The sequence below is a fragment of the Rubrimonas cliftonensis genome, from assembly GCF_900107585.1.
Lineage (GTDB): Bacteria > Pseudomonadota > Alphaproteobacteria > Rhodobacterales > Rhodobacteraceae > Rubrimonas > Rubrimonas cliftonensis.
In genome coordinates this window covers 1-7,072 of the sequence record NZ_FNQM01000051.1, presented here as the reverse complement: position 1 = coordinate 7,072, position 7,072 = coordinate 1, and the positions used below count along the sequence as shown (strand labels likewise).

Genomic DNA, 7,072 nt, shown 5'->3' with positions numbered 1-7,072 from the left:
CCCGCGGGCAGGTCAAGACGCGACAGGGGCAGAGGCCGCTCGCGCTCAACGCGCAGGACAGCGGCCTTGATCTCCGCCGCCCCGGCGCCCGCCGCAAACAACGCAAAGGTCATCGATAGCGCAATGGCGCTCCGCATCGCGTGTTCCCTGTCATGGATTTCTTCTTTGTTCGTTGGCCAGAAGGGAGCCCGATGTCCGCGTACCGGTCAAGCGCCGACCGTCGGGCCTTTCAGTTTCTGAGAGACGCAAGTGCCTTTCGGACGATGCGCCGACCTTGGCATTGACGGAGCCCGCGGCGTGGATACCGTGCAGGCATGAAACTCGTCGGTCAGATTCTCGCCTGCGCGGCCCTCGCATCGACCCTCGCCTTCGCAGCGGCGGCGGCGGAGAAGCGCGCCGCTTTCTTCGGGTTGCGGTTCATCGACACGAGCCCCGGCGGCCAGCAGGGCGACGAGCTGGCCCGGCTGGCGCGCATCGAGGAGACGCTGGTGCGCCGGCTCACCGAGGAGGACCGCTTCGAGTTCGTCGACGTCGCCCCGGCGGCGGCGAAGCTGGACCGCATCTCCAACATCGCCCACTGCAACGGCTGCGACAGCGAGATCGCGGCGGCGCTCGGCGCCGACGTGGCGATCACCGGCGAGGTGCAGAAGACCTCCAACCTGATCCTCTCGATCTCCGTCTATGTCCGCGACGCGGAGACCGGCGCGCTCGTCGGCGGCGGATCGACCGACATCCGCGGCAACACCGACGAGAGCTGGGACCGCGGCATCAGCTACATCATCCGCAACCGGCTCCTGAAGCAGTGAGCCCGCTGCGCGCCCTTGGCGTCGCCCTCGCGCTGATCCTGGCGCCTGCGACGCAGGCGGATGAACCTGCGCTCAGGGTCGCCGTCCTGAAATTCGGCACGGTGAACTGGCTGACGGACGCGATCCGCACCCACGGGCTCGACGCCGCCGAGGGCTTCACGCTGGAGACGGTGGAGCTGGCTGGGCGCGACGGCGCCACCATCGCCTTCCAGGCCGGCTCGGCGGATCTGATCGTCGCGGACTGGCTCTGGGCGCTCAACCGCCGCGCGGCGGGCGAGGACGTGCGCTTCTTTCCCTACTCGCGCGCGCTCGGGGCGCTGATGGCCGCGCCGGAAGCAGGCGTCGCCTCGGTCTGCGACCTGCGCGGCAAGCCGGTCGGCGTGGTCGGCGGCGCGCAGGACAAGAGCTGGCTGATCTACCAGGCGCTCGCGGCGCGCGACTGCGGCTTCGACCTCGCGGCGGAGACCGAGACGCTGTTCGGCGCGCCGCCGCTGATGTCGCGCCAGCTCCAGATCGGCGCGGCGGCGGCGGTGTCGACCTACTGGCACTACGCCGCGCGGCTGCGCGCCGCCGGCGCGGAGGAGGTGATCGACGTCGAGGGCGCCCTTGCGGCGCTGGGGGTGGCTCCGGCGCCGCCGCTGGTGGGCTTCGTGTGGGACGCCGCGCGCACCGACCCCGCGATGATCGCGCGCCTCGACCGCGCCGTTCGCGCCGCCGGCGCGCTGATGCTGGAGAGCGACGCCGAATGGGAGCGCCTGCGCCCGCTGATGCGCGCGGGGAGCGACGCCGAGTTCGCGGCGCTGCGCGACGCCTATCGCGCAGGGATCATCGTCGCGTCGTGGACCGAGGCGGACACCGAGGCGGCCCGCGCGACCTACGAGACGCTGCGCGCTGCGGGGGGCGAAGCCTTTGAACGCAGCGGGGGCGCCTTCGACGCCGCCGCCTTCCCCGCGCCGACGGGCGAGTGACCGGGGCGAGGCCCCATCCCGCGGTCGCGACGGTCAGGCCGCGCAGTCGGAGCATGTCGGGCGAAGCCCTAGCCGCGCTGCTGTGGCCGGCGCTATCGCTGGCCGGCTTCGCGCTGGTCTGGGCCCTCGCGGCGGCCGCCGTGCAGAGCGACGTGCTGCCGGGGCCGCTGGCCGTGCTCGCGGCGGCGCGGCTCGCGGTCAGCGACGGCTACTTCTTCCACCTCGGCATGACGCTGCTGCGCGTGGCGGCGGCCTTCGCGATCTCGATGTCGATCGGCGCGGCGATCGGCCTGTTCATGGGCATGAGCCCGGCGGCCGACCGCGCCTTCGGCGGCTGGCTGACGCTGTTTCTGAACCTGCCCGCACTGGTGACGATCATCCTCTGCTACGTCTGGTTCGGCCTGACCGAGGTGGCGGCGATCGCCGCCGTGGCCGTCAACAAGATCCCCAACGTCGCGGCGATGCTGCGGGAGGGCGGCCGCGCGCTCTCGCGCGATCTCGCCGAGATGGCGCAGGTCTACGAGTTCGGCTGGCGCGCGCGGATGCGCCATGTCGTGCTGCCGCAGCTTGCGCCGTTCTTCGCGGCCGCGGCGCGCAACGGCCTCGCGCTGGTGTGGAAGATCGTGCTGGTGGTCGAGCTGCTGGGGCGGCCGAACGGCGTGGGATTCCAGCTCTCGATGCATTTCCAGCTCTTCGACGTCGCCTCGATCCTCGCCTATGCGCTCGGGTTCGTGCTGGTCGTGCAGACGATCGAACTCGCGATCCTGCAGCCATGGGAACGGCGCGCGGCGCGGTGGCGGCGCTGACATGCAAGACGCGCGGGCGGAGATTTCAGGCGGCCTCTCCGTCCGGCTGCTCGCCAAGGACTTCGGTCGCCGCAGGATCCTGAAGGACGTCGCCTTCGATCTCGCCGCCGGAGAGGTCGCGGCGCTGCTGGGGCCGTCGGGCGTGGGCAAGAGCACCCTTCTGGCGCTGATCGCCGGCCTCGACGACGATTTCGACGGCCGCATCATGCGCCCGCCGGGGCGGCTCGCGATGGTGTTCCAGACCCCCCGCCTGCTGCCATGGCGCACGCTGGCCGAGAACATCGCCCTCGTTCCCGGCGCCGGCGGCCTTTCCCGCGCACGCGATCTGCTGGCCGAGGTCGGTCTGGCGGAGGCGGCGGACACGCACCCCGAGCGCGCCTCGCTGGGCATGCAGCGCCGCGCCGCGCTGGCCCGCGCGCTGGCGGTGCGCCCGTCGCTGATGCTGATGGACGAGCCTCTGGTGTCTCTCGACCCCGCCGGCGCCGCCGCCATGCGCGCGCTCGTCGCGCAGGCCCTGGCGCGCAGCGGCGCCGCCGCGCTGATCGCCACCCATGACCGGCGCGAGGCCCTGACGCTCGCCGACCGCATTCTCGAGATCGGGGTTCCCGGCGGCGACCCCACGGGCTTTCCCGCGCGACTGCTCGCCGACCGCGTCTCGCCGCTCGACCGCGCCGCCAGGACCGACCCCGACGCGGTGGAGGCGCTGCACGGCGCATGGTTCGTCGCGCAGCCCGCCGCGCCGGAATGATCCGCATGCGCGATTGCAAGGCGCCGGGGAGTGCTGTACCCACTCGCTCAGGCACCCGTAGCTCAGCTGGATAGAGCGCTGCCCTCCGAAGGCAGAGGTCACAGGTTCGAATCCTGTCGGGTGCACCAATCAGTTCAGAGACTTAGCATCGTCTGGCAGCTTTTTCCGGACACCGCTGTCCGCAGAATGTCGGCGTAACGTCTCGCGGTCCGTCAGGTGTTGGATCGCCTACGGCCTGGGGAATCGTAGAGCCGGCCCTCATTCGGATTTCGATCCGGCCGCAGCCGCGATCCTTGGGCCGCGACATCGCCCTTGGCCTTCGGAGGGCAGGAAAAAACACTTAAGTGTCTGTTTTCATTTGCCTTAGGTCCGACAGAAATCGCCTTTGTTGCCTGTGTGTTCCGCGGTTTCTGGGCGTTTTTGTGCGGCCTCACAAGCCAACGCACGGCGTATCCGGCAGCCGATCGACGCAGTTACGACCCGTACTGCCCCGGCGCCGACCTGCGCCCCGTCCGGTGGCTCATCAGCGGACCACGGCGGCGGTCGGCGATGGCGGCGAGGCCCCGCCGAATGTCAGGCTCGTCGATGTCGTCGGGATCGTAGGGCCCGCCGTACCAGGTGAGCATGCGTTTGTGCTCGCGGTGGCGGGGCTTGGTGACCGCGGCGAGGAAGTCGGCGTAGCCCGGCAGGCCGCCGACGTCCTCGGGCGGCGCACGGCGGGCGCCGTCGACGAAGGCCGGATAGTCGACGTCGGCGTCGCCCTCGCGGACGCCCTCCACCACGAGGTCGTGCCGCCAGTCGTCGCCGAAGTCGTAGACGTAGAGAAGCCGGTCGATGCCGCGGTCGAGGATCTGCTGCAGGCGGACGCTCCGCGCCTGAAGGACCTTGCGCACGGACATGCCCTCACGCAGGTGGGGCTCACCGTACACCCGGTCGCCCGCCACGAACTCGAAGAGATGCGCGTCCTGCCAGCGCATCGCGGTCTGAATGACGCCGTGGAGCGCCGTGAGCGTCGCCGAGGTCGGCACATCGACGCGACGCCAGATGGCGGGCTCGATGTTCTGCAGCGTGATGCGGAGGCGGGCGACGGGCTCGTTCATCGGCGGCGGACTTTCCGGCGACTGTCGGGCGTCAGGTTGCCATGGCGCGAGGTCGATCGGCCACAGCGGACCGCGGTATTGTCCGCGCCTTCGTCGCGCAACGGCGATGCGGCCCGTTTCATGGGGCCGACGCCGGCGGCTCGCCGCTCAACATCGCGCGGTCGTCGAGGTCCTGCTGTCGCTGGCCGACACGCCGCCGATAGCTGGCGTCGGTCTTGCGCAGGATCAGCTGGTGCGGGCTGCCGGCCTTGATCGTGGCGTAGTCGAGATCGGCTTGTGCGCCGCGACAGATCCGCTCGACATGCGTCCGCCGCTCCTGCGCGGCCCTGACGGCCAGTTCGGCCTTGTCGGGTGCCGCGAGAAACGCGGAGACGGCGCGACAGTCGGGGCAATCACAGCCGAGCCTGGCTGTCCTCGTCCAGTCCGACGGCGGCGCGAGCGGCGCGGCGATCCGCGCCCCCAGATGGTCGAGCAGCGCCGTGCGAAGCCGAAGCGGCAGCGCCGGTGAGCGCGCCCTGCGCGCCAGCTCGCGGGCGAGCGGCAGCAGGATGCGGTCCGGGTGGTAGAGTTCTGGATCCGCGAGCAGAGCGTCGCAGAGGGCCGCGACGGCGCTGGTCGACAGGGCCGAGGCGGCGGTCAGGAGGTCGGCCAGCGCCGTGGGCTTGACCATCCGTCGAGCCAGCTCGTCCGACGCCGCCCGGGCGAGGAGCGCCGTGAGGTCGACCACGCCGCCGTCGAGCGCTCCGGCGCCGACAAGGTCCGGCTCGGCCGCGGCCTGCGCCAGCAGCGCCGCCGCCGCCTCTGGCCGCAGGCGGATCGCCCCGCGCGCCAGCGCGTCGAGGACCACTGGCCGATCAGACGCCACGAGCGGCTTCAGGGCGGCGACGAGCGCGGCGGCGTCCTCCGCCACGATGTCGCCATGCCAGGCCACCGCGCGCAACAGCCGGCCGGTGAGAGCCATATCGCCGAGCGCGTCGAGCCCGCGCAGAGCTGCGGGGAGCAACCGCGGCGCCCGGTCGTCATGACCGCGTGGATCGGGCGCCGGCCAGACGGCCGCGAGCCGTCCGAGAAGACTTGCGAGCGGCGTGCTCTCCGTCGCGCCTTCGAGGCATCGCGCCTCGATCTCGGCGGCGAGCGCGTTCCGTCCAGACGCGAGCAACACGTCCGCCGTGCGCGCCTCCGGCCAGAACACCAGCGCGGCTTGGGCGTAGCTGCGCTCGTAGCTCACGCCCTCGTTGCCGGTCGCCTCGTGGAACGCGATGGCGCCCTCCGCGACATGCGCGAGAAAGTCCGACGCGGCGATCTCGTCTGCCGCGAGGGGGAACCCGTCGCGAAGCGTCGGGCCGTCGCCGCCATCCCAGTTCGAGAGTTCGAGCGCGATCCTCTCGGTCCCGACGAGCTCGAACAGATCTTCATCCTCCTCCTCGTAGCGCCCGCGCCGCCAGCGTGGCGCGCCCGCATACTCGGCCCAGCCGGTCTCGGTTGCGGTCATGAGCGCCGCGCCGACCACCACGCCCGCGCGCCGCGCCGCCGCCGCGAGCGCCTCGGCGCGGGCGCGGTCGACGCCCTTGAGCCGCGACAGCCCGATCTCGGCCGGCGTGTAGGCATGCTCGAGCGGAATCGCGATCTTGGCCGGGGCATCGTCCGGCCAGCTCGCGAGATGACGGGCGAGCGCCTCCGTCTCGGCGGCATGGTCGGGCGCCGATGCCTCCGCGCCGGCATCGTCCCGGATCAGGTTCCAGGTGAGCACGAGCCGGTGGCCGTCGGTGACCGGCAGCACCTCGTGCAGGCAGTCGGCGTAGAAGGCCGCGAAGCCGGTCTCGGACGGGTCGTCGCCGCCGAGATCGAAGCGCGCTTCCTCGTCGCGGTGGCGTACGATCAGCCGGCCGCCGGCGCTGCGGGTCGGCAGGGCGAGCACGAGGGTCGCGACCATGCCGGGCGCCTTCTCGCTGTCGCGGTGCGGCTTGAAGAAATCCCCCGGCCGGTAGATCAGCAGCTTGTAAAGCTCGGCCCGCAACTCGCCGCGAACGCCGAGGTCGTCGCGAATCCGGTCCAGCACCTCGTCGAGCATGCGCCGCCAGCCGGCGCCCGCGATCGCGATCCGGCCGGCGTCGATCTGGAGCGTGCTGCGGACGGCGCGGTCGTGCACCGTCTCGACGCCCCGGCCGAACGGGGCCTCGGCGGCCGATGCGGCGAGCGCGTCGATCTGCGAAGAGGCCACGGGAAAGCCGATCTCGCCGATGCCCGCGACCGTGAACATCGGCGTGCGGAACGCGACCCGGCCGCCGGCGGCGAAGCGACCGTCCCGGCGGATCGCCGCCAGCAGCGTCGCGACATGATCAAGGAAGGGATGCACGACGCCAATCCGTTGTTCTGGGCTTTGCGGGTTATTCGATGGTCTGCGACGACGAGGTTGATCCGCGTGACCGGGTCAGTGTTCGGTCAAGGCCGCCCGACGAGCAAGCCGTGATGATCGCAGCCGCGTCGGTGGGACAATGCGCCGTGCGCTGCGCGCCTTGGGCGTCATCATCGCGTCTCCGAGACACTGCGTGTTGGTTTCCGCGCGGAACTGACCCGGGATTTCCATTGAGAAGTGACCCGGCTTGATATTGGTCGGCGTGGCTCAGGCGGGTGTCAAGTTGGC

Annotated in this window: 6 protein-coding genes and 1 tRNA gene; 5 read left to right on the top strand and 2 right to left on the bottom strand. The window is 71.5% G+C overall.

Annotation, left to right across the window (positions count from 1 at the left end):
* Window positions 1-314: 314 nt before the first annotated feature.
* The 5 genes from BLW43_RS22065 (at window position 315) to BLW43_RS22045 (ending at window position 3,456) form a co-directional block, all read left to right on the top strand.
* Window positions 315-806: a DUF3280 domain-containing protein gene (locus BLW43_RS22065; protein WP_093256965.1), complete on the top strand. Its 492-nt coding sequence runs from the start codon at window positions 315-317 to the stop codon at window positions 804-806.
* Window positions 803-1,774, top strand: coding sequence for an ABC transporter substrate-binding protein (locus tag BLW43_RS22060; protein ID WP_093256962.1), 972 nt, complete (start codon window positions 803-805; stop codon window positions 1,772-1,774). Before BLW43_RS22065 ends, BLW43_RS22060 begins: the two co-directional genes overlap by 4 nt.
* Before the next feature lie 53 nt (window positions 1,775-1,827).
* Window positions 1,828-2,580 (top strand): ABC transporter permease, encoded by a 753-nt coding sequence (locus BLW43_RS22055; protein ID WP_093256960.1) that lies wholly within the window; start codon window positions 1,828-1,830, stop codon window positions 2,578-2,580.
* A gap of 1 nt (window position 2,581) precedes the next feature.
* Window positions 2,582-3,328: an ATP-binding cassette domain-containing protein gene (locus tag BLW43_RS22050; protein WP_093256958.1), complete on the top strand. Its 747-nt coding sequence runs from the start codon at window positions 2,582-2,584 to the stop codon at window positions 3,326-3,328.
* Window positions 3,329-3,379: 51 nt separating this feature from the next.
* Window positions 3,380-3,456, top strand: a tRNA-Arg gene (locus BLW43_RS22045).
* 345 nt (window positions 3,457-3,801) lie between these two features.
* Here the strand turns inward: BLW43_RS22045 and BLW43_RS22040 are convergent.
* Entirely contained in the window at window positions 3,802-4,428 is a 627-nt protein-coding gene (locus tag BLW43_RS22040; RefSeq protein ID WP_093256956.1) for a plasmid pRiA4b ORF-3 family protein, read from the bottom strand.
* Window positions 4,429-4,546: 118 nt separating this feature from the next.
* The gene (locus tag BLW43_RS22035; RefSeq protein ID WP_093256953.1) at window positions 4,547-6,784 is read right to left on the bottom strand and encodes a 2OG-Fe(II) oxygenase; all 2,238 of its coding nucleotides are present in this window, start codon (window positions 6,782-6,784) and stop codon (window positions 4,547-4,549) included.
* Window positions 6,785-7,072 lie beyond the last annotated feature (288 nt).

Bases quoted from the DNA above. Each gene is read 5' to 3' on its own strand.
- BLW43_RS22065 (WP_093256965.1), top strand. From the start codon at position 315: ATGAAACTCGTCGGTCAGATTCTCGCCTGCGCGGCCCTCGCATCGACC.
- BLW43_RS22055 (WP_093256960.1), top strand. From the start codon at position 1,828: ATGTCGGGCGAAGCCCTAGCCGCGCTGCTGTGGCCGGCGCTATCGCTG.
- BLW43_RS22050 (WP_093256958.1), top strand. From the start codon at position 2,582: ATGCAAGACGCGCGGGCGGAGATTTCAGGCGGCCTCTCCGTCCGGCTG.
- BLW43_RS22040 (WP_093256956.1), bottom strand. From the start codon at position 4,428: ATGAACGAGCCCGTCGCCCGCCTCCGCATCACGCTGCAGAACATCGAG.